The 21,220-nt window shown below is 57.0% G+C and carries 24 protein-coding genes; 13 read left to right on the forward strand and 11 right to left on the reverse strand.

Annotation, left to right across the window (positions count from 1 at the left end; all coding sequences use genetic code 11):
* Positions 1 to 17: 17 nt before the first annotated feature.
* The 8 genes from EOS_RS31345 to EOS_RS31380 all read right to left on the reverse strand — a co-directional run bounded on the left by EOS_RS31345 (position 18) and on the right by EOS_RS31380 (position 8,216).
* Positions 18 to 317: a tetratricopeptide repeat protein gene (locus tag EOS_RS31345; RefSeq protein ID WP_053064091.1), complete on the reverse strand. Its 300-nt coding sequence runs from the start codon at positions 315 to 317 to the stop codon at positions 18 to 20.
* Between the two features lie 101 nt (positions 318 to 418).
* Positions 419 to 1,063: a GAD-like domain-containing protein gene (locus tag EOS_RS31350; RefSeq protein ID WP_047896091.1), complete on the reverse strand. Its 645-nt coding sequence runs from the start codon at positions 1,061 to 1,063 to the stop codon at positions 419 to 421.
* A gap of 107 nt (positions 1,064 to 1,170) precedes the next feature.
* The gene (locus EOS_RS31355; RefSeq protein ID WP_235443018.1) at positions 1,171 to 1,794 is read right to left on the reverse strand and encodes a GAD-like domain-containing protein; all 624 of its coding nucleotides are present in this window, start codon (positions 1,792 to 1,794) and stop codon (positions 1,171 to 1,173) included.
* A 480-nt stretch (positions 1,795 to 2,274) separates the two neighbouring features.
* A complete protein-coding gene (locus tag EOS_RS31360; RefSeq protein ID WP_047896093.1) occupies positions 2,275 to 2,703 on the reverse strand; it encodes a tetratricopeptide repeat protein in 429 nt (142 codons plus the stop codon).
* Positions 2,700 to 3,140, reverse strand: a complete 441-nt coding sequence (locus EOS_RS31365) for a hypothetical protein (protein ID WP_047896094.1) — start codon at positions 3,138 to 3,140, stop codon at positions 2,700 to 2,702. Before EOS_RS31365 ends, EOS_RS31360 begins: the two co-directional genes overlap by 4 nt.
* On the reverse strand, positions 3,140 to 4,765 hold the full coding sequence (locus EOS_RS31370; RefSeq protein WP_235443019.1) for a PAAR-like domain-containing protein: 1,626 nt from the start codon (positions 4,763 to 4,765) through the stop codon (positions 3,140 to 3,142). Before EOS_RS31370 ends, EOS_RS31365 begins: the two co-directional genes overlap by 1 nt.
* A 4-nt stretch (positions 4,766 to 4,769) precedes the next feature.
* The gene (locus tag EOS_RS31375) at positions 4,770 to 6,110 is read right to left on the reverse strand and encodes a DUF2169 family type VI secretion system accessory protein (RefSeq protein ID WP_047896096.1); all 1,341 of its coding nucleotides are present in this window, start codon (positions 6,108 to 6,110) and stop codon (positions 4,770 to 4,772) included.
* 9 nt (positions 6,111 to 6,119) lie between these two features.
* A complete protein-coding gene (locus EOS_RS31380; RefSeq protein WP_047896097.1) occupies positions 6,120 to 8,216 on the reverse strand; it encodes a type VI secretion system Vgr family protein in 2,097 nt (698 codons plus the stop codon).
* Between the two features lie 240 nt (positions 8,217 to 8,456).
* Here EOS_RS31380 and EOS_RS31385 point away from each other — a divergent pair, with 240 nt between their 5' ends.
* The 5 genes from EOS_RS31385 to EOS_RS31405 all read left to right on the forward strand — a co-directional run bounded on the left by EOS_RS31385 (position 8,457) and on the right by EOS_RS31405 (position 13,072).
* Positions 8,457 to 9,530, forward strand: coding sequence for a hypothetical protein (locus EOS_RS31385; protein WP_047896098.1), 1,074 nt, complete (start codon positions 8,457 to 8,459; stop codon positions 9,528 to 9,530).
* Between the two features lie 9 nt (positions 9,531 to 9,539).
* Positions 9,540 to 10,319, forward strand: coding sequence for a hypothetical protein (locus EOS_RS31390; RefSeq protein ID WP_047896099.1), 780 nt, complete (start codon positions 9,540 to 9,542; stop codon positions 10,317 to 10,319).
* 50 nt (positions 10,320 to 10,369) lie between these two features.
* Positions 10,370 to 12,196 carry a type VI secretion system baseplate subunit TssF gene (gene tssF, locus EOS_RS31395; protein WP_047896100.1) on the forward strand — a complete coding sequence of 609 codons (1,827 nt, stop codon included), beginning with the start codon at positions 10,370 to 10,372 and terminating at the stop codon, positions 12,194 to 12,196.
* A gap of 220 nt (positions 12,197 to 12,416) precedes the next feature.
* Positions 12,417 to 12,659 (forward strand): antitoxin, encoded by a 243-nt coding sequence (locus EOS_RS31400; RefSeq protein WP_047896114.1) that lies wholly within the window; start codon positions 12,417 to 12,419, stop codon positions 12,657 to 12,659.
* Positions 12,659 to 13,072, forward strand: a complete 414-nt coding sequence (locus tag EOS_RS31405; RefSeq protein ID WP_047896101.1) for a type II toxin-antitoxin system VapC family toxin — start codon at positions 12,659 to 12,661, stop codon at positions 13,070 to 13,072. Before EOS_RS31400 ends, EOS_RS31405 begins: the two co-directional genes overlap by 1 nt.
* 74 nt (positions 13,073 to 13,146) lie before the next feature.
* On the opposite strand, the gene EOS_RS31410 is transcribed toward EOS_RS31405, so the two are convergent.
* Entirely contained in the window at positions 13,147 to 13,611 is a 465-nt protein-coding gene (locus EOS_RS31410) for a hypothetical protein (protein ID WP_047896102.1), read from the reverse strand.
* 90 nt (positions 13,612 to 13,701) lie between these two features.
* Positions 13,702 to 14,094, reverse strand: a complete 393-nt coding sequence (locus EOS_RS31415; RefSeq protein ID WP_047896103.1) for a hypothetical protein — start codon at positions 14,092 to 14,094, stop codon at positions 13,702 to 13,704.
* 149 nt (positions 14,095 to 14,243) lie between these two features.
* Here EOS_RS31415 and EOS_RS31420 point away from each other — a divergent pair, with 149 nt between their 5' ends.
* Both EOS_RS31420 and EOS_RS31425 read left to right on the forward strand, forming a co-directional pair.
* A complete protein-coding gene (locus EOS_RS31420; RefSeq protein WP_063779116.1) occupies positions 14,244 to 14,645 on the forward strand; it encodes a helix-turn-helix domain-containing protein in 402 nt (133 codons plus the stop codon).
* A 922-nt stretch (positions 14,646 to 15,567) separates the two neighbouring features.
* Positions 15,568 to 16,143: an outer membrane beta-barrel protein gene (locus tag EOS_RS31425; protein WP_235443020.1), complete on the forward strand. Its 576-nt coding sequence runs from the start codon at positions 15,568 to 15,570 to the stop codon at positions 16,141 to 16,143.
* Positions 16,144 to 16,235: 92 nt separating this feature from the next.
* Here EOS_RS31425 and EOS_RS31430 read toward each other — a convergent pair whose 3' ends face one another.
* Positions 16,236 to 16,472 carry a hypothetical protein gene (locus tag EOS_RS31430; protein WP_235443021.1) on the reverse strand — a complete coding sequence of 79 codons (237 nt, stop codon included), beginning with the start codon at positions 16,470 to 16,472 and terminating at the stop codon, positions 16,236 to 16,238.
* Positions 16,473 to 16,826: 354 nt separating this feature from the next.
* Here EOS_RS31430 and map point away from each other — a divergent pair, with 354 nt between their 5' ends.
* From map to EOS_RS31460, 6 genes are all read left to right on the forward strand, one after another.
* The gene (gene map, locus EOS_RS31435) at positions 16,827 to 17,609 is read left to right on the forward strand and encodes a type I methionyl aminopeptidase (RefSeq protein WP_047896105.1); all 783 of its coding nucleotides are present in this window, start codon (positions 16,827 to 16,829) and stop codon (positions 17,607 to 17,609) included.
* 183 nt (positions 17,610 to 17,792) lie between these two features.
* Entirely contained in the window at positions 17,793 to 18,314 is a 522-nt protein-coding gene (locus tag EOS_RS31440; protein ID WP_047896106.1) for a GNAT family N-acetyltransferase, read from the forward strand.
* A gap of 188 nt (positions 18,315 to 18,502) precedes the next feature.
* Complete coding sequence (gene minC / locus EOS_RS31445) at positions 18,503 to 19,258, forward strand: septum site-determining protein MinC (protein ID WP_047896107.1); 756 nt, start codon at positions 18,503 to 18,505, stop codon at positions 19,256 to 19,258.
* 87 nt (positions 19,259 to 19,345) lie between these two features.
* Positions 19,346 to 20,161, forward strand: coding sequence for a septum site-determining protein MinD (minD, locus tag EOS_RS31450; protein WP_047896108.1), 816 nt, complete (start codon positions 19,346 to 19,348; stop codon positions 20,159 to 20,161).
* A 9-nt stretch (positions 20,162 to 20,170) separates the two neighbouring features.
* Entirely contained in the window at positions 20,171 to 20,425 is a 255-nt protein-coding gene (minE, locus tag EOS_RS31455) for a cell division topological specificity factor MinE (protein ID WP_031359136.1), read from the forward strand.
* Between the two features lie 276 nt (positions 20,426 to 20,701).
* On the forward strand, positions 20,702 to 21,007 hold the full coding sequence (locus tag EOS_RS31460; protein ID WP_047896109.1) for a YXWGXW repeat-containing protein: 306 nt from the start codon (positions 20,702 to 20,704) through the stop codon (positions 21,005 to 21,007).
* Positions 21,008 to 21,220 lie beyond the last annotated feature (213 nt).

Below are 21,220 nucleotides of genomic sequence, written 5' to 3' on the forward strand. Positions count from 1 at the left end.
CTGTGCTGTTAGCTCGGTTAATCGATCAGTTTTTTGTCGCGAAGCTTCTGCAGGTAAATCAACCCATCCGGGTCCGCAGAAAAAATCCCGTCTCCATCAAGCATGTATGCTTTCAGTAAGCTCTGCGTGCCTCCGTCTTCATCGGCCAGCTTAATCAAAGCTTGTCCCAGTCGATAGTGGACGAATGGATTTCCTGGGCCGCCAGGACCATTGAGCGCATCGTAGAAACTATGCCGCGCAGCGTCCAATTGGCCGAGTTGGCATTGCGCGTTCCCGATGGATGCCGACAACCATGTGTAGATAATGCGACGGATCATTATAATTGTTCAGGAAATCCTCGCGAGTGATGTGGCGTTCAGCCGCACTGATAGCTACTCCACAACCACTTAGACAGCATCGCGGTTGTCCGTCAACGACTTCAACTCTTAGGTGTGCCGAAAGGAATACGCGGAGGCGAAAGTTGACGCAGGATCGTCAAATGTATATCGGCATTGACCTTCTTGAGGTGATCCACCGTCATGCGACCGCCGGCAACTAAGGCGGGCTCAAACCCATAAATTTCCCCACTTTGTGGTGGCCCTAGCTTTGCCAACGTCCTTTCGAACATTGGCCTTTTGCTCTCGTCCTTGAGGTCGCACTCGTCCGGCGTCGTGCCAGCGAAAAACATGCTGACTTCATGATTTGGATTCACCAAGGGTTTCTTCAAATCCTTTTCGAGGGCGATCAGAGAATGTATGGGGCAGGAAACTGTGAGGCTGGGTCCAGTCCTTTCGCCCCAAGCGAATAGCTTCCCAAAGGCTGTTCTGGCAATAACATGGTAGCTATCGATTTCTTCAAATGGCGTATCTTCTAACCACATGTCGAGTACGTCTGCGTAGTCGTCGGGATTCACCGTCCAGAACAAACCATGACGGTAACCGCACCAGCCCTCACTTTTCCAATAGCTGAGCAACTGATCCGGGAGCACCCCTTGGAATTTTGCGACGGTCTCGTCAGGTACATTCGCTTGGCTGGTGGCTTCACCAAACTGCGAGATAAAGAACGAAAACAATTTGTCTCTCATCGCATCCTTGGTCTCCGTATGATCTGAACTTCGCCTCTTCCGTGTTAGTTCGTTGCCGTCCTTGAGTGCCCGGCTCAGCGTGAACAATTCACATGCTACGGCAGCCTCTAAAGCTTCGCTCCAGCGAAAGGTATTTTTGGCGGAGCGAGCTGACGCAGAATGGTCAGATGCACATCAAGGTTGACCTTTTCCAGGTGCTCAAGTGCCATCCGGCCGCCCGCCACCAGTGCAGGTTCGAAGCCATACATTTGGGTGGACGACAGCGGACCTAGTGTATGGCGGGCGTGTTCGAACAGCGATTTCTTGTGTTCGTCCTTGAGGTCGCACTCATTGCGGGTCTTCGCACCGAAGAACGTCTGCACACGAAAGTCGGGATTGGGCAGCGTACTTTTCAACTCCCGCTCCAATGCTATGAGCGAGAAGGTCGGACAGGAGACAGTTAGGCTCGGCCCAGTCTTTTCTCCCCACGCGAACAACTTGCCAAATGCCGTTCGGGCGATTATGTGATAGCTGTCAATTTCCTCGAACGGGGTATCTTCCAACCATAGATCCAGTACGTAGCCGTAGTCGTCAGGATTGACAGTCCACAGCGGGCCGTTCGCATATCCACTCCATCCTTCTTCGGCCCAATATTTCAGCAACTGGTTCGGCAATACATTCGTGAATTTTTCGATACTGGCCTGTGGAACGTCGACACGCCTCGTCGATTCCCCGAAGTTGTTGATAAACAAGTCGAAAAAGAAAATACCTTATTGTTGACGAGTTCGGGATGCCATCTGCACCTAAAAAATTAAAAGACGCCCGCTCGTATGCTCCAGTATTGGCCAACGACAGGAATTCCTTGTATTGAGTCGGTAGACTAATATTTATTTAGCTCATTTTCCATTCTATCAATCTTCTGCCTTACCTTCAGAGCATTGTCCATTACTGCCCTCCGTTCGCCCTAGCGGCTGAAGCGCCGCCGGTATGCGTCGCTGCGTCGTGGGATCACTCTGGATCAACTGCATGCTAGTACCGTCCTCATTATGGCGCCATCGTTTGGCGAATCCGCGACGGAAAGGACGTCCACGGCGAGCGGCATATCATCGTGAATGTATTCTTGGACTTTGGGCTTGCCACCGAATGCCGAAAGGGCATGCCGGCCTATAGATTCTCGCTCGGCGGATATAGGACTTTTAGTCATGCCACCGGCCACTGCTGTTTTCGAGCGATCAGATCAACGTCCGTTGCCGTAGCAGGTCCAGGTACTTTTCCCCACCATCTTCCACAAAAATTGTATCGCCATCCAGCATATAGGTCCGCAAGAGCATCTCTACGCCTCTTTCAGTCTGTCCTTGTTCCACGAAGACTTGACCTAGTCGGTAGGTTACAAAGGGAGAGGGCGAACTGCCGGAACAGTTTAGAGCATTCTGCAGCGCTTCCTGCGCACGCTTATAGTTATTGAGTTCATAGTATGCATCGCCAATAGCTGCATACAGCCACTCCGACGCTTCCCAATTGTTTTTAGGCTCCGGCAAAATCTCTAAAGCTTCTTCCCATGTGCTTATGGCATCAGGCGCGCGGCCCTGGTCAAGGAAGTCGCTCCCAAGCTGACTGAGTTCGTCCAGCTTGAGAGCAATGTTTGCCGGCAATGTCGTCACTTCTTGTCCTTTGACACTCGCTTCACGAATTCCAAGTATTTTTTGTCCTCACCGGAAAATGGCCTATTTCCGTACTGTTCAAACAGAGGTAAAAAGAACTGAGAAGCCTTGTCGAGATCGCCGGCTTCAAAATAAACGGTTCCGCTGAGGAAGCCTACTGTCAAGTCCGGCCCGGTTCCCGGACCATATGCTTCACGCATTTCAGAAAGCCAATGTCGTGCTTTGTCGAACTGCTTTGTGTCGCGATAAAAAATGACAAAACCTCGGCAAAGTGACGGAGCTAGGTCATATTGACGCTTTGGTTCGGGCAACACTTTCCAAGCCTTAAGGAAATCAGTCTCGGCTTCGTCTAGCGCCCCACGCTTCCAAGCTTCCCGACCTGCAGCGCCGAGTGCGTAGACTTCCTTGGTCAGATTCTCTGGTAGTTTCGTAGCCATTAGTTAAGTGGGGGTAAGTAACTTTCACCAAGTTTAGCACCGAGGGATCGGTTGACCCAGTACGGTTGGAGATCGTAATTATCGGAATCCAGCATCCAATCACGGACTTCAGGGGACTTCGCCCCATACTGTCTGCCAACGTCATTCCACCAGGTCACCGCGTCAGTCTGGTGAGCCATGTCAGCGTCCTTGAGCGGATACCATTGACCGTCGTATTCAAACTCTTTCTCTCCCGTGAATGGGTCTTCGCGCAATCTTCCCTCTTCAGTGAGCCGCTCCTGGACTTCTCTACCCGTCCGTGAACTCTTCCCGGGCGTCCGGCCAAGGTATTTTTCGCGAAGCCGTTTGGGTTTGATCTTTACCCCGTTTCCTGCCGGCTTGACATCCGCCAAGGCTTCTGCAGCATCTGCACCTTTCGCGCCGGCAGTTCCCGCTTCTGCCGCCTTACCAGCCTGTCCGGCAGCATCAGCGGCTTCTCCAAGCTTTCCAGCCGTGTTTGCGATTTCGCCAGCTTTGCCAACTGCGTTCGCCGCTTCGCCCACCTCGCCCGCGACGTTCGCTGCTTCGCCGGCCTTTCCAACAGCACCGACTCCGCCGACGAACAGGCCACCGACATCGATCGCTCCACGGCCCAGCGCCTCTCCATAATTTCCTTGCGCCCAAGCCTCCGCATACGGCTTCGTAATGCCATCAACGATAGCGCCGGGATGGTTGTATATCGTCTGCGCGGTCTGGGAGACCGCTTGCTGCGTTTCGGAATAGCCGTGATAGCTGTACAAGCCTGTGAGATTGGAAAGCTCTTCGGCAGCCTGCGATACCGAGGACAATTTGGCCGCGCCCACACCCAGGCCGACGACCCCTTTGCCCATGTCCCACAGTGCGCCGCCGGCCCCTTTGAAGAACCCGCCCACCTGGTGCATGACACCCTTGTCGGGCGGAGGATTCGCATCCCCAACTACATTCCCGCTGGTGTCGACCGAGCTCCCCGGAGCCGGTGCGGTGACATAGGTGCCTGTGCAGTTGCCATTGTTCATCGTGCACGGATCACCGTCCCGGATGATCGCGTGTCCGCCAGCTCTGACCGTGCTGCTACCCTTCGTCGGTTTGACTTCACCGCCAACCGTGCTGGATTTCACCCCGTTCGCCGTACCTGGTTCATCGCCCGTGCACGTCGGGACCACGCTTTGATCGAGCACGTAGGCTGGCTTGCCGTTGAACCGCACGCTCGACACGATGCCGGTCGAGCCGCCCAGATCAGCGACTATCTGATACGGCACGGGCGGCGTTGAACCACCCATTGGTGTTTTGCAAACGTCCGGCGTATTGCTCACCGCCTTGAAGCTACCGTTCTGACGCGTCGCAATCCGGTTGCCCTTGGAAAAATGATCGGCGGGCTGTGCGTCCGTCTCTGGCTGATATCGCCCCGACTCGAAACGCTTTTGGACTTCCTGACCAGCCCAGCCGAACGTTTCGCGATCTACCGGGCGACCGCGTTCGCTCCACGGATTCGGCGTGTTCCATAGCGCGTCAAGATTGCTGGCGGCATTCCTCGCCTGCCCGACGTTCTGGATGTTGAATTGCTGGCGGAAAACGTCGGCGGCGTCGCCGCTGATCGAAACCTGCAAAGGGTCAGCCATCGGCTGCTCCTAGATCGATACCCACGCCGGTCTCGGGAAATGCCGATACGCGGTTAGTGTCAGAGCGCTGGATAAACCGGGCTTCGAAGCGCTGGATGCCCGTGGCTCTCAGGAAGGTGGCGCGCCAAACAAGTGTCGCTGCGGGCCTCGATGCATCCGACAGGTCGATAGACAGGGTGTCCAGCAGAAGCGGAGCAAACTTTAACGTCTGATCCGTGTATGCCCATCCCATCGGTAGATGGCCCGGCAACTGGATGCGCAACAACGTGTTGCCCTCGGCATCGCTGTCAGTGCCGGTTGTGCCTGCGGGCAGGAGATTAGTCAGCAGGATCGCTTCGTCACCCTTCAGATGGGGTGTTTGCATCTGCTCAGGTGCACCGTTCCAGTAGCCGAACTGGAAGTCGTCGGGCAATCCCGGATGCCGTTCCGCCAACCAGTGCTCATCGTATGTACCGGCAAGCGCGCGCCGTGGGGACCATGCTTTGCCGATGACACCGAAACCCGCCCGTCGCAGCGCAGGGGAGGGCTGCCCCCGTAGGCTATCGATCCATGCTTGTGCGGTAACCGGAGCACTATCCGCCTCGATTTGCGGGGCGCGAATCCTCTCCGGCTTGACCGCCTTCAGGAACCACGGCTCGGTAAAGCCGGTTCCGACCGGATTGTCCTCACAGACCGTATGCGCGACCGGACTATCGCCCTGGTCGGTATGCTCCGCCCACTGCTGATCGTTTAGAAGAAATTCTTTCGGTACGCGCTTTGCCGCGGGATCATCTGCGCAGACGAGGCATTGTCCACCCCACGTATGCTCGTATCGGACCGGCAGTTCAGCTACCGGCTCAGGCGATGTCAATTTCCACGCGGGGAGGCGAACGAGGCCAAGGGTGCACAGTGTCATTAGTTGGCTCGCTCGCCGCACAAGTCCCGAGCGCGGCACAAGCTCTCGCGGCCCAGTGATCGCAAGGCGGCGATCCAGCAGAACCTGCGGCGCTGAAGCACCCATCTGCCCCGAGGCGGCAGACGATCCGATGATCTGCGCGCGTACAGCAAACCGCGGGACTGCTCGACCTGACGGAGCATGCGCGCTGCCGCTGATCACTACGTCGCAAAGCGGCTTGTAGGGCGCAAGATCGCTTTCCTCCGCTACGCTGGACCGGTTGGGTTCGCCATAGAAGCGATCCGAGGTCGCGAGCGGTTTCTGCGCTTGTGCAAGCACGAGCGAGCCGTCGTGCAGTTCGAAGGTTTGCCGCAGTACGATGGTGTGAAATGCCGCACCGTCGGGCATAACCGACTCGAACGCCAGCGCCGGAAAGGGCGTGTGATTGGAGAATTCCATCGCCAGCGCTCAGTTGATGTCGACGTCTTTGCCGTTGATCTGAACCGGCCCGGAGCCTTCGATCAGCAACTGAGTGCCGCGCAGCGTGATGTGTCCGTTGCTCTCGAGAATCAGGACGGCGCTGCCGGTCTTGAGTTCGATTCGGTCGCCTGCGGTGATCGTGTAGCTCTTGCCCACCATGGTGGTTTTGGAAAGCCCGACCTCTTCAGCACTCGCGAGTCCGGCCGCAGAATTCATCGCGCCAGCAACCGTCACTGTGTAGGCACCGCCGACTGTCAACGCCTTCGCGAGCCCGACCGTCTCGGTAGACGTCAGCGCAACCACCAGGTTCTCCATCCCGCTGATGGTCTCATTGCGATTGCCGCCAACAGAAAGCGTCTCATTGCCGCCGACCTGCTCGGTGCGATTTACGCCGACGGTAATCGTCTCGTTGTTACCAACCGTCTCCGTGCGGTCGTTGTTGACCTGAACGGTCTCGTCATGATCGACGGTCTTTACGCGGTCATTGCCGACGGTATGAGATTCGTTGTTCTCGACCTCGATGCGCTGGTCCTTCTCCGCATGAATCCACACCTCTTCTTGGCCGCGCTTATCCTCGAAGCGGATTGCATTAGCGTTGGCCGCCGTTGCTCCCTTGCTCGAACGGGTCAGAAAGCCGCTTTGGGTCGCGTTGGCAGGTAGCGCCCACGGCGGCGTGTTCTGCGCGTTGTACACGCGTGAAGTGATGAGCGGCCTGTCCGGATTTCCGTCGAGGAATGAAACGACCACCTCGTCTCCGATGCGCGGAATCTGGACCGCACCAAATCCTCCACCCGCCCAAGGCTGACCCACGCGCACCCAGCATGAACTGCGATGATCCCTTTGGCCCAGACGGTCCCAATGGAACTGCACCTTCACGCGACCCAACGAGTCAGTGTAGATTTCCTCGCCCTTCGGGCCGACCACGAAGGCCGTCTGTGGGCCGAGTATCATCGGCTTCTGGGTGCTCAGCGAAGGCCGGAATGGAATCTTCTTGCGGATGCACACGAAGCTGTTCGAGTACGTTGCCGAACCCTCGTGCGATTGATAGTTGTTCATTCCGTGATGGCTTACAGACAGTATCAGGAACTGACAGTCCTCCTGCGTGCCGGAATCATGGTCGTAATGCCCGGTCAGCTGGAAAAAGCGTCCAGGGCCGAGCGTCCGGCAGTTGCTCGATCCGATGAAAACCTTGCCCGCCGCTTCGAGCGCCTCCAGGCGAAAGCGGGTCAACTCTTCGCCGCGATCCGTTGAGTCAAATCCGTGCAAGCCGACGTAATCGTAAATCTCGTAGCGTTCGGCATTGCCCTGGTCGGTGGTCGTGTCCGCTGACACAAAGCGACGCGCACCCGGTGCCTTGTAGTCGAACGTTTTCATGCTGATGCGGCCGGACTCGAGTTGCCGGTCGGCACGCCAACTCGTCACCACGCTCTCGTTGTCGAGCATCTCCCCTGTTGCATATCGCAACGTTGAGTCGCCATCGATTGGCTTGGCCCCTTGCGAGTCGTCCGTGATAATCAGCTTGTGACCGTCCTTCGTGTGCTCAAAATAGAAGTAAAGTCCTTCTTGTTCAAGCAACCTGCGTACAAAGTTCAGGTCCGACTCGCGATACTGGGTGCAATAACTGTAGGGCTTCGGGTCCTTGCGAACACGAAATTCATAGGACGCGAGCTTCGAGTATTGCAAGAAGACATCGCTGAGTATGTCCTCTACGGTTTTGTCCTGAAAAATGCGGGTGTCAAAGCGCCGGCCTAGCATCCATATCCACGGACGCACGGTTGCCGAGTAGGTCGACAGACCGCCGTCAGTTCCAAGGTGGATAAAGCGTGTGACATAACCATTAAAATAGCGTGTCGATCCGTCATTAACTTCCAATTCGATTGAAACTTGCTGGGCGATCAGTTGTTTCAGCTCGATGGTCGCGTCCTGAGAAACCAGTCCAACCTCAATATTGAAAAGCTGTGACAACTCGTCACTACAACTGAAGTCGCTAACCAGCAACTGGGACTGCCCGGACAGCGGGGTGTCAATCGAAAAGAGCCTGCTGTTCTGCAGCCCAAAGAAGCTTGTTACATCGGACATCTGCATGACGTTCCCCCATTTCCCGCTAGTCAGTTATGCGCATACAATGTCGAAGACCTGAAAGGTATGACGAAATCTGCCTCGCGATTATATTGCGTGTCGAAGGCAACAACCGCGCTCGATAAAAATTAACGATTTGTTCATGCAGTCATGAGCAGTGATGTGGCAATATTTTCTCGTTCTATTCGAATTGCATAGACAGGTAAAATATTCCGCGCGTATTCCGATTCAACAGCGCAGGCAACCATGAGCGATACAGATTTTTACGCTTGCACCGCCGATGATCCAAGTACGCTGACCGGACATTACGGTCTGCTGGGACCCGGGAATTCACCGTGGCTAGGCGCAACGGGGTCGTATGGCTCGGAGGTCGCACCGCTGATGTTGAACCTCGGCGGCAAGCTCTATCCGGCAGATTGCGCGACGGCCGCGCGCTACCTGATTGCCGAACTGAAATACGACGACAAGCTCACTCCACAGGAACGTCTTAACGATCTGGCTCAACTGCAACAAGCGCTTCGCGATGCCGAAACAACGGTCAATAAAACTGAATTTGGCAAACTGTACAAAGAAGCGCAGAGCGTTCCAGGCTTGACGGGAGATTTTCTCAACGCGCTTTATTCCCCTTCAAATGTTGGCGCAACATTGGCTACCGCGACAGGTGCTGCAATGTCGCTGGTGTCGAAAGCACCCACTTCACAACTGATCGACATTCCCGAGTCCACAAGGCAGAAGCTTATCTCGTGGGCAAAGAAAGGCGGTAACCAAGGCATCAAATCCGCACGGAAACGTTTTGGCGACTCGCTGAAACTCGTGCGAGTCGAGGGCAAATGGGCTTTCGAAATTCCAGTCAACAAGCAGGCTGCGGGTTATGTAATCAAGGGGCGCGCCGCAGCGAATGTGGTCCGCATTCCGGCTTATCGTCAGGCAGCGCTGGAAGCGCTCGAAGCGCGTAACCGAATCAGTATTGAAGGGTTTAGCGGCACGATCGGCGGCCGCATTACTGGATTCCACGCGGGTGGATTGCTGGCGCTCGGCCCCCAGGCGATTTTCGATGCCATCGATGCGCGTAATCTGCGCGATTTCGCCAGTCTGGAAGCGCATAGCCAGCCCGCGAATGCCGCCGGATGGCTGGCGGGTTGGGGGGCGGGTGCGATGCTGCCGGCGCTCGTTGTCGCGTTGCCGTTCGAGGTACCGGTTCTGGCTGTGATTGCAGTCGGATTTGGCGTCGGTCTGATCGTGCAGGTCGCCGTGAATCACTATTACGGCAAAAGCATCGGCGACACCTGGGATCGATTCGCCGCTTCGCATCACTGGTAGGCTGGGTGCATGGAAAAAAATATTATTAAGCTGCCGCTCGGCATGTTTGCGTTCAACGTGTTGTTCGGCGCGCTGGCGGTGGCGAGTTTTCCGGTGCTGATTTGGGCGCTGCCTGTGATGCTCGGCGCCGCGTTCGTGTATGCCGTGTTTGCGGCTTTTTTTGCGACTGGATACACGGCCTATCATCAGGGCATGAGCATTCTCATGCGGCTCAATTTCTGCCTCTTCGCGGCAACAGTGTGTGCACTGCTTGCAGACACGCTCGGCCTTGCGCCGCGAGCGATGTTCGTCTTGACAGGCGGATATTTCGCCGCGCTGATCACGGCGTATTTCATTTTTTTCTTCCGGGAACGAGGGCGGAACTGGAGCGACTTCCGCGACTCGCTACGCAGCCCCACGCTTGCTATCGAAGGGGTGATGGTGGTGCGGTTCATTCGTGTGCGCGGAAGCTCCCGGGCAAAAAAAGGCAAATCGCCATCGCTCCTTGCGCCGCTTGGTGCGGCGGCGGGCGTGGTCGCAATGACAGTCGTCGGCGCTGTGTTTGGTGCCCAGGGGAAAGCGCTTTTTCAATGCGCCGTTGAGGCCGCGATTCTGGTGGCGCCCTTCGCCGTGCTCCCCTTTGTGATGACGTATTTTGTGGGCGTCCACGAAGTGAGGCGCGTCGAGAAACGACAGCGGACCCGATTTGTGTTCGACAATGTCGAGGCATTGCAACATGAGCGTGCGAAGTTGGGCATCGCCCGGCTCGTCAATCCCAGGCTGCGGCAAGTGGTGCCTCCGGCCCAGTAGTACGCCGACAGGAAAATCCGCAAGCGAAACGACGTACAACGACGATCGGAATGGAAGAACTACTGCCTTTCTACGAGCGCGAGCTAACGTTGCTCCGACAATACGCGCGCACGTTCGCTGAGCGGAATCCCAAAATTGCTGCCCGGCTCGCCATGGTCGGCGACAACTCCGAGGACCCGCATGTTGAGCGAATGCTCGAATCTTCGGCCCTGTTGGGTGCTCGTATCGGCGCGCGGATTGAGGATGAGTTCCCTGAATTCACCGAGGCACTGCTGGAAATGCTGTACCCGCAATATCTGCGGGTGATTCCATCGTGCTCGGTCGCGCAGGTCGCAGCGGATTCCCATGCAAGTCAATTGACCGAAGCTGTGACGATAGCGCGTGGAGCGGCACTAGAAGCACGCGTCGGTGAGTGCCGGTTTCGTACTGTCTATGATGTGACCGTGTTGCCTCTGCGTTTGACCGAGGCCCGGTACTCTGCGACGGCTATCGCACCGGTGAGCGCCCAGCTTCCGTCGAACACTACCGGATTGGTTTCGATTTCGTTCGAGCCGGCAACAGAAGCTGAAGCGTTTGGCTCGACCAAAGATGACCGTCCGGTGCGGATACACCTCACTGGACAGCAGACCTTCGTATCGGCATTGACCGATATTCTCTTGTTGCGCACAGTCGCCGCGTTTGTCGAGGCGGATGCCAGCGGTCGATGGAAGGCTCTCACGGACATCCCGTTCAGGGCCGTCGGCTTCGAGGATCAGGATGCTCTTGTCGGCGGCGCGTCGGACACCCCCTTGGCTTTTCGCATGCTAACGGAGTTCTTTGCCTTTCCCGAAAAGTTTCAGTTTATCGACCTCCATTTTGCCCGCTTGCTGCGAGCCGCGGGCACATGCCGGAAGCTGACGCTGCATATCGCCGTCGCAGACGTGCTGAAGGAATCGTCTGTCGCGCGCGCGATGGAGACGCTTCAGGCCGACAATCTGCGGCTCTTCTGCACGCCCGTCGTCAACCTGTTTAGACGTGAGGCATCGCCACTACGAAATCCCAATAACGCGATCTCATACCCGGTTGTACCCGAGGCACCGCGCGTTCCGAACACTGAAATCTACTCGATCGATTCCGTCTATTCGATCGAGCAGACGGCGGCAGGCAAGGTGGTGACGGAAATCCCGCCATACCGTTCGATGCTGCATGATGAATCGGCTCAGTCATCGCGAACATACTGGCTTGCCCGCCGCGATCCATCGGTTGCTCAGCAGCGCCCAGGCTATGAAACCGAGATTTCGTTTGTGAGTATCGATGGGGCACCGGCCGCGATTAAAACTGATCAGTTGGCAATCGAGCTGACCTGCACCAACCGGGACTTGCCGCCAACCATGCCTTTCGGTATGCCCGGCGGCGATTTGCTGAATGAGGACGCATCGTTCGCCTGTGCTATTTCAATGCTACGGCCGCTTACCAGAAGCGTGAGGCTACCGCAGGGCGGTAATGCTCTCTGGCGTATCGTGGCGCAACTCGCGCCGAATTCGCTTTCGTTGCGGCTTTCCGGACTCAGAGCGTTGCTTGATCAGTTTGCTCATTCGGCATCGATATCCATGTCAAGTCTGATCGACGGTATCGCGGGACTCGATCATCGCCCGTGCATGAGATGGATGCCCGTTAAGCCGCTTGCAACGTTCGTCCGAGGTATAGAAGTGACGTTGACGATAGATGAGGCAGCGTTCGCGGGCATCAGTCTAGGTATCTTCATTGGCGTGATGGACCGGTTTTTTTTACCGTACGCGCATTTGAACAGTTTCACCCAACTGGTCGTCGTTTCAAAAAGTACCGGTGCCGAGATCCAGCGCTGCGCGCCCCGTCAAGGCACCTCGCCGCTTCTCTGAGTCCCGCAAATGTGCGTGCGCTATCAAGCATGTCAGCACTGAAATCCCAACAAAACGGTAAACGCAGCAATGCGGAAAGTCTGAATCTTGGCCGGCTGCGTGCTGCATTAGGGACGCGCTCGCGGCATCTTTCGCTGATACCGCTTTCGCCGACTTCTTGACGACACCGCTGGGTAGGCGCATGATGGCATATGCTTTGGCATATGCCGAGGAGGGCATCATGACGAAAACGACTGAGAACCGGCACGTCCGGCTGTTTCGCAATGGCCGCAATCAGGCGATCCGGATTCCACGCGATCTTGAGCTACCGGGTGAGGAGGCCGTCATCCGCAGAGAGGGCGCGCGCCTGATTATCGAGCCGGTGAAGACCGTGCCATTAAGGGAGTTGCTCGCGCAGTGGGCGCCGCTTGACGAGTCCTGGCCGGAAATCGAGAGTCTGCCTGCGGAACCGGTTGACCTTTAATGTCCCTGTACCTGCTCGACACGAACATCATCTCCGACGCGATTCGCAACACGCGTGGCTCGTGCGCGGTCCGTATCGGACAGGAGCCTGCGGAGAACATCTGCACGTCGATCATCGTGGCTGCCGAACTGCGCTACGGGCTGGAAAAGAAAGGCTCAGACGAGTTGACCAAGCGTGTCCAGCGCGTGCTGACAAGCTTACCGGTGATGGCGTTCGATAGCGAAGCGGACCGGTTCTACGGAAGGTTGCGTGCCGATCTGGAACGCCAAGGCAAGGTGATCGGCGCGAACGACATGCAGATTGCCGCGCATGCGCTGGCGATGGACGCGGTGCTCGTCACGGACAACATCGATGAGTTTTCCCGGGTGCAGGGCCTTGAACTCGAAAACTGGCTGCTACGCGGTGCTGGCTGACACGCGGATGGGAAGGTTCGCGATGGTATTGTCGCCATCGTCGTTAAGGTGCGAGCGATGACGCGATGGCGTAGTTATCGAGAAGGTTCTTCGATAGCCACTGAAAACGCCGTAACGAGATTTCCGCGTCTGGCCTGAGCGCCGTTGTTCGGCTCAAGCCGCACCAGAAAGTCGATGTCCTTTTGCGCGAGCCGAGCGAACTGCTCTTCCACTGCGGCGAATTTCAGCAGGCACTGGACCTGCCAGTTCATCCCGACGACGAGCCATCGAGACAGGCCGTTCCACTCGCTCAGAAGGATGGCTCCAGCGCTGCAATACTCCTCCGCGAATTTTTCGATGCGCTTCTCGACAATGCGCGTGTCGTCGGGCGACATGGTGCCCGCAATGCGAATCGAGACCGAATGCGCAACCTCATCGTGTGCCAAGTAGATCGTCGCGATACCGCCAAGATGACGGGACACCCGGTCGATCTGTTCAGCGTCTAGATCGTCTTGTACGGGTAGCGCCCCTGACAGGACGTATTCTCCGTTCTTCTCCATGAGACTTCTCCGCTACCTCCGCGCCGCAGGTGACGATGCGGCAGCATGCTCCGGCGCCGGGCACGCTGCCAATGATCGTGGTCGATGCGATCACACGGGCTGTTCAAGTCGCGCCAGAATCCACGCCTGTCGCGCACGCATCGCACGGACCTGCTGGTCCAGATCGTCTAGTTCGGTGAGCAGTTCGACATGACGTTCAAGCCCGATAGGCAAGAAGGACAGATCTCCATACAGATTCCTGCTGAAGACCGCACCGGCACGAGCCCATTTTTGCGAAAACTGCTTGAGTGTGTCCTCAGTTTCCGCTTGTTCAGTCTCGGACAGACGGCCGCTTACGTGGAGGACTAAAGTATGAGTGACTGCGTCAGTCGCAAAATAGACGTGAGCTGGGTTGGCGAGCCTCTCAGCCAGGCGCACCGCATGGGCATGCTGGAACTGAGGGTGTACGGGCAAGGCGCCGCAGATTTCGTACGTTCCATGCATGAGCGTCTCCAGGGGACGACAGGGCGCAGCTATCCGACAGGCGAGACGAAGCCTGTACCGAAGACAGGTGCGGTACCATCGAGGTGAACCATATGATATGAGCACATTAGTACGCGTTTGTACCGTAGTCAATAACCAAAATGTGACAAATGGATGATTTTTCGGCGCGTCTAAAGCAGGAACGGCAACGCTTGGACTTGAACCAGGCTGAATTCTCCGCACTGGGTGGGGTCCAGAAGCAGGCGCAGTTCCATTACGAGCGAGGAACGCGACGCCCCAACTCCGATTATCTTGCGAAGATTGCGTCTGCTGGCGTGGATGTTCACTATGTGCTGACCGGCCGCAGTGCCACGCTCGCATTAGACGGTGACGAGCAAGCCATACTTACGGGATACAGAGCGCTTGATGCGCGCAAGCGAACTGCAATTCGGGCGCTGATCGAGGCGATGGATACCATACCGGGAAGCACTCAGGAGAATGACGACTCGTCACAATCTCCTCCGCCCGCACGACGTCGGTCGACGGGCACACGCAACGACGACCGGGGTTAACAATAGTTAGCCTTTTAAACTGATCCGTCGACATGCCCTAGGGTTTCAGCCTTCGCGTCTTGGATGCGACGCTTATTCCCACCCAGGAGTCACGCTTGGCCTCGATGGCTGAGTATGGGCGAGCCGGCGCTGACGACGAGAATAGGACTACCAACCGCTATGCAGACTCCCAAGCGGGCGCATCCAGTCACTCCAGGTCGGTAGTTCCATCGGTTTGCCAGAACCGAACCGCCCGCATATCTATTGCTCTACACCCGCTCCAATTTGCCGCTGCGGGCTCGTCACGAACTACAGACCACGATCGCCATTGATGTGTTCGCCGTAGCTCCCGTCTTGCGGTGCAATTCCCACCCCACAGAGTTTCATGCCTCGTTCATCCCGAACCCGGTCAGGTGGTGCGCGACAATTGGGAAGTCCGCTCGATACGCATGTACAGGCGTCACGGAAAGCGAGACAGGCTTGTCGACCGGCGGCGCGACGGGGCCTGTAGGCAGTGACGGCAATCGCCAGCAAGCTCTTGCGGACGTTGAGAGCGAGGTGGTTCATGCGTGAACCTCCGTTGTGGGAATCCGATGGCGGTGCAGGCCTCGACTGACGCCTCTCGGCAAACGGCGAGGCAATTGTGTGAAAAGCAACCGCGAGTTTGCTGATTTAGCCTCGTTCGGCTTATAGCCATATCAATAACTGTTTAAAATCTCTAGTTCATTGCATTAATTAAGTTAATAAGCACGTGCGTGCATATTAATAACCGATGCAAAACTACGACAAAAAACATCGTAACGTCCCTCGCTTTAAGCGGTGGTGAAGCGAGAGCCCATAAATAATAACTAAAAAAGGTAATTAGGACCCCTCCGATTGGTCCCGTACGTCCCTGCAATTTAATCTTTCGCTTCGTTGCGGAATTCAGCCCAATAGAAATTCGGTGAACCTCATTCACAATGAATGTGCACGAATGTGGCAATTAACGTTGCTGTTCGATTTAATGTTACGTAGCAAACCCCATGTCCAATTTAAAGAAATTTTTTTTGCCGCACTGGTCATCGCCGCGACCGATATTTCGTGTGCTCAAGCGAGCGAGTTCGCTGGTCCCTACGCCGGCTTCAAGGTAGGGGAGAACTGGTCTGACGCATCCGGCGTCGTTAACACCGCATCCCATAGCACCACGTTCCCCGGCCTGACCGCGGGCTATGGATTCGATGTAAAGCAATTCATGATCGGCGCAGAAGTGTTCGCGGATTTCCACCACGGTTCGACCACCTACAAGGACGGTGGCGTGGACCTCAAGGTCGGAATGCCATTCAACACGATCATGCCCTATGCACGTCTAGGTGTGACGGGAAGCTGGCCTAATGCGCGCCTTCATGGTGGCTTGGGCGTCGAATATAAATTCATGAAGCAATTCAGCGTCGCGGCCGAATGGGCCGCCGATTCAAGTAGCCATGACGGAACTAAACGCAATAACGACAGTTTCACCCTCGGGCTTCATTACTATTTCTAATTGCCTGAATAATTGATTCAACGAATATTAAAAAATCCCCGATGAATTATTAATTCACCGGGGATTTTTTATTTAGCGATGGTCAGTTAAATTCAGGTGGTGCAGCGCGCAATATCGAAGCGCATTTCCGGCTCGGACAGTCCGCCGTAATCGCCCGAAGATTTTTGTACCTTCACCGTCGACCCGTATTGCGATGGCGTGAGCGTCACTAGCCACGCGTTCGGTCCGACGAGCAGTTCCGAGGCGCTACCCAGCTTCGACGCGGATACGGAAGGCAGTTTGTCTTCGAGGCAATTGAGGACGTCGCCGAGCGGGCGGTGTGACGACACGTAGATCACCGGACTTGATGCACGAAGTTCGGGGACGCTAGAGGAACTGCACGCAGCAAGGGCGAATAAAGATGCAAGCAGGGATGCGAACGGGACAACTCGGCATGAAGGCATAAGCAATGGGCGTCAGTAAAAACGAGGCAGCGATAAAACGGAAAAGGCCGTAAATCAGGGGCCAAAACAACCCGCAGAAGCAAACTGAATCAAGCCTAAAGCATGACGTTGCCGGGCAGCAAGGCAATCGTACAAGTCATCGAAAAAAGAGGGGAAAAGCGCGCGATGCTATCATCGCCGGCATCCTGAATTATTGCGCCGGTGAATCACCGAACCCGCGCGCCGACACACCAACGCTCCATGGCCATCACACTCAAGTCGCCTGCCGACATCGAAAAACTGCGCATTTCCGGGCGCTTGGCCGCAGAAGTCCTCGCGATGATCGGCGAGCATGTGCAACCGGGCGTCACCACGGAAGAATTGGACACGATCTGCAATCGCTTCATTGTCGATGAACTGAAGGCGATTCCCGCGAACGTGGGCTACATGGGTTTTACGAAGACCATTTGCACGTCGGTGAATCACGTGGTCTGTCACGGCATTCCCGGCGGCCGGGTGCTGAAGGACGGAGACATCGTCAACATCGACGTCGCGATCATCAAGGACGGTTATTTCGGCGATACCAGCCGCATGTACTACGCCGGCACGCCGAGCCGCGAGGCAAAACGGCTATGCGACACGACGTATGAAGCGATGCTCGCCGGCATTCGTGCGGTGCGTCCGGGCGCGACGCTGGGCGACATCGGCTATGCGATCCAGACCGTTGGGAATCGCGAAGGGTATTCGATTGTGCGCGAGTATTGCGGGCACGGCATTGGCCGCGTGTATCACGAGGATCCGCAAGTGCTGCACTACGGGCAACCGGGCGCGGGATTGCGTTTGAAGCCGGGGCTGGTTTTCACCATCGAGCCAATGATCAACGCGGGTCGCGCTGCAACGCAGCAATCGCGCGATGGCTGGACAGTGACGACAAAAGACCGGTCGCTGTCGGCGCAATGGGAGCACATGGTCGCGGTGACCGACGCCGGCTTCGAACTGCTGACTCCATGGCCTGATGGCACGGGCGAATACGACGCGCCGTGATGTGGTGACGAGTGATCTGACTCGCGCGGGTGGTGGGCTGGAAGGCCCATGGCAAGGGCGTTTCGCGCATCGCCTGAAATAATGATTTGACTCGTTCGCCTGTTCGGTTGAAGCTACTAAAACGACTAAGCTGGCTTAGGAAAGCTTAAGAAGCTTGTGAAAGCTTGAGAGAAAAACACCCGCATGAGTCCTTCACTAACTGTTCGCAGGATCGCCCCGCATCAAGGTGCAGTCCTGCGCGAGCTTCGTACAGCGTCATTGCGCGAGGCGCCTTACGCGTTCGGGGAGACGCTGGAGGAGGCCTTGTCCGCCGATGTCGCAAGCTTCGACGAAACGGCCGATCGCCACGCGAATTCTCCCACCACTGCGTCGTTTATCCTGTACACCGAAGGTCATCCGGCGGGTCTGGTCGGTGCGTTTATCGATGAAGCGCCGGACCCGCGCGCTTTCGTCTACGCGTTGTGGGTTGCGCCGGCAGTGCGGCATCTGCGAGGTGGCGAATTGCTCGTTAATGCCGCCACGCAATGGCTCGCGGAACGGCGCGTGCACGATGTCTTCGCCTGGGTCACCGATGAAAACCGCAACGCGATGCGTTTCTACGAGCGCCTGGGTTTCGGTCCGACTGGCGAACGACGCCGTATTCCAGCGCATCCCGAGGAATACGAAACCCTGCTCGTGCGTCGCGTGAGTGATCATGTGACCTGAGCGCTCGACCTGAACCGGGACCCGCAGCGTTCTTCGCGTCACGGTTTGCTTGGCTCTGATTTCCCTCGCCGTCCTTTCTGCCTCTTCCATCGTGCTGCCGTCGCGCCGCCCGCATTTGGGCGTCAATCTGAAATATTCCGTTTGCTTGCCTCACGCCTGTAAAATACGCAAAATTTTTGGCTTTACCTATGTCGCTCAAAAAAACGCCCTTTTTCGAATTGCGCAGCGGATCTGTCGACACGCTTCTGTTTGTCGTCAAGACTACCGACCTCGACGCGCTGCGCACAGAACTCACGCGGCGCTTCGAAGCGACTCCCGAGTTTTTCGCGAACGATACGGTCGCCATCGACGTGCGCCGTCTGAGCGCCGACGAGCGCATATCGATCAGCGAGCTCGCGGCGTTGCTCGACAGCGTGCGTATGCGCCCGATCGGCGTGGTTGCATCGGGGGATCAGGCATGGGCGTCCGAAGGCGCGCTGCCGTTGCTCGAAGCACGCGACCGGCGCGGTGCGCCGAAGCCGTCGGTGGATGCGGGCATTGAGAATACCGAGGCGGCGGCGGTGATCGAAGCGGCCGTGGCGCAAACGCCTGCGCCCAGCGCGCCCGTGCCGAAGACGACCATCATCGACCGGCCGTTGCGTTCGGGCCAGCAGGTCTATGCGAAGGGCGATCTCGTTGTGCTGGGACTGGTGAGCTATGGCGCGGAAGTGATCGCGGAAGGCAACATTCATATCTATGCGCCGTTGCGCGGCCGCGCGCTCGCGGGTGTGCACGGCAATCTCGATGCGCGCATCTTCTGCACGTGTCTGGAGCCGGAACTGATCTCTATCGCCGGCATCTACAGGACGATGGAAACACCGCTTGGCCCTGATGTGCTGGGCAAGTCGGTGCAGATCTGGCTCGACGAAGAAAAACTGATGATCGAACCGCTGCGACTGACCTGAGAGGCATCAGCCGGGTGCGCCTGATGGGGACGGCGCGCTCTCGGACAGAAGGCCAGCGGACTTAATTGACGAACACAAGGTACAGGAATGGCAAAAATCATTGTGGTGACTTCGGGCAAGGGCGGCGTCGGCAAGACGACCACCAGCGCGAGCTTCGCATCGGCCCTCGCGTTGCGCGGGCATAAAACGGCCGTGATCGACTTCGATGTCGGCCTGCGCAATCTCGATCTCATCATGGGCTGCGAACGCCGCGTGGTGTACGACCTCATCAACGTGATCCAGGGCGAAGCGAACCTCCACCAGGCGCTGATCAAGGACAAGAAGTGCGAGAACCTGTTCATCCTGCCGGCCTCGCAGACGCGCGATAAAGACGCGCTCACGATGGACGGCGTCGAGAAGGTCATCAACGACCTGATCGCGATGGACTTCGAATACATCGTCTGCGATTCGCCGGCAGGGATCGAGTCGGGCGCGTTGCTGGCCATGCATTTCGCCGACGAAGCGCTGATCGTGACAAATCCGGAAGTGTCGTCCGTACGCGATTCGGACCGCATTCTCGGGATTCTCTCGTCGAAGACCAAGCGCGCCATTGAAGGCAAAGAGCCGATCAAGGAACATCTGCTGATCACGCGCTATAACCCGAAGCGTGTGAGCGAAGGCGAGATGCTCTCGCTCACCGACATTCAAGAGATCCTGCGGATCGAACTGATTGGCGTGATTCCTGAGTCGGAAGCCGTGCTGCATGCGTCCAATCAGGGTCTGCCGGCCGTGCACCTCGATGGCACTGACGTGGCTGAAGCCTACAAGGACATCGTTTCGCGCTTTCTTGGCGAAGAAAAGTCCCTGCGCTTCATCGACTATCAGAAGCCAGGTCTGTTGCAACGCATCTTCGGCAACAAGTAAGGGGACGCAATGTCGATTCTTTCGTTTTTGCTGGGCGAGAAAAAGAAGTCCGCTTCGGTCGCGAAGGAACGCTTGCAGTTGATCATCGCGCACGAGCGAGCGGGCGGTCATGCGCCCGCCGATTATCTGCCGGCGTTGCAACGAGAACTCGTTGCCGTGATTTCCAAGTACGTGAAGATTTCAAGCGACGATATCCGGGTGAGCCTGGAGCGTCAGGACGATCTCGAAGTACTCGAAGTGAAGATCGAGATTCCATCAGTTTGAGGTGGGGTGGGGTTGCGTTTGAATCAGCGCTGAATATTCGCTGTCTGCGTGCAGCACCTGAAAGCCGGAATCGTTGTTCGATTCCGGCTTTCGTCCTTTCCGGTTATTGATTGCGCGATGCCGGAAAGCATGCACCTTCAAATCGCATGGGCAAATTACATCAATATTCCGTTGCAGATTCGCCAACGCCGTTACACCGGCGCTGTCGGCTAAAGCGTGGCCTCGCGCATTGAGTGTGTATCGCCGATACGAGGCGAACAACTCAAGAGGCCGACCATGAAAATTCGACTGTTAATCGCCCAAGCGGCCATTGTTGTGGCCGGCGTTGCCGCTGTCGCAGGAAGTGCGTCGGCTGAGGTCATCATCGTGGCGCCGAACGCGCCGCCGCCCGTGCGCGTGGAATCCGTGCCGCCCGCGCGCGTCGGTTATGTGTGGGATCACGGCCACTGGCGCTGGGAACACGGCCAATACGTGTGGAATCCGGGGCACTGGGAAGTCGAGCGCGTGGGGTATCACTGGGTTCCGGGACACTGGATTGCACGCGGCGGTGCATGGCGCTGGATGCCCGGACACTGGGCCTGAGCTGCGATACGTCGCTAGCTTCACGGGCGGCCCGATGAGCGCCGCCCGAATCCGATGAACCCGTTGCGGAGTTCCACATGAAAACCAAACTGTTGATTATCGGCTTGCTCGTAAGCGTGCTCGCTGGCTGCATTGTCGTGCCGGCGCATCCGTATGCTTATCGGCCGGCGCCGCGCGTCTACGTTTATTAAGCTGCTATTTGGTCACTGGCGC

Source organism: Caballeronia mineralivorans PML1(12), from assembly GCF_001028175.1.
Lineage (GTDB): Bacteria > Pseudomonadota > Gammaproteobacteria > Burkholderiales > Burkholderiaceae > Caballeronia > Caballeronia mineralivorans.